This is a genomic window from Staphylococcus sp. HMSC057A08 (assembly GCF_001812925.1).
GTDB lineage: Bacteria > Bacillota > Bacilli > Staphylococcales > Staphylococcaceae > Staphylococcus > Staphylococcus hominis.
This window is the reverse complement of the sequence record NZ_KV810840.1, coordinates 1-796: the sequence shown is the minus strand read 5'-3', so window position 1 is coordinate 796 and position 796 is coordinate 1. Positions and strand designations below refer to the sequence as shown.

Below are 796 nucleotides of genomic sequence, written 5' to 3'. Positions count from 1 at the left end.
TTCTTGCGCTTGTGGTGATTCGTCTGCTAAATTAGTTGACAACTCATCTTTAATAGCATTTTGTTGTGCTACAATTTCTTCTGCACTATTATGTTCATTATTAAAATAATTATTTTCTTTTACTGTAGTTTCAGCTTTAGCTTCTTGTATTTCTTTTGCTAATGGTGATTCATCTGCTAAATGATTTGATGTTTCTGATTGAATTGCTCGACGTTGTGCTGCAAGCTCATCGGAAGAAATACCTGTATTTTTTCTATTTTTTAAGTCTTCAATTTTATGTCTTACATTATCAATTGTTTCTTCTGTTTGTTGTTTAATACTATAATAATTATCTTTAACTTCTTGTTCTTTTGCTTTTAAATCCTCAATTTTTTGGTTTGCTTTATTTTTAGTTAAAAGTCCAATAGTTGAGCCAATGATTGCACCAGTAATAAAGCTAACAATAAAATGTTTACGAGACTTAAATCTCGGATCGTTATAATAAGTTTTATAATCAATCTCTTGATTAGTATCACTAGCAGCTTGATTTGAGAATTTTGGATGATTATAACTCTCATAGTCATCACGATTATAATGTGGTGTATTAACAAAGTTGTTTTGATCTAGTTGATTTACACCATGACCGTGTAAGTCATTACCTGAGTTATTTGTCTCAAATGCATCTCTATCGTAATGTTTTGTCGCATTTGTGTACACATCACCATTAGGTTGATTTACGCCACGACCATGTAAGTCATTACCTGAGTTATTTGTTTCAAATGTATCTCTATCGTAGTGTTTTGTTGCATTACTTTGC

General features: G+C 30.8%; 1 protein-coding gene. It reads right to left on the bottom strand.

The genetic code is table 11. The features are described 5' to 3' along the window. The coding region (locus HMPREF2881_RS11725) for a YtxH domain-containing protein (protein WP_305366865.1) at positions 1 to 796 on the bottom strand (796 nt) is incomplete at both ends.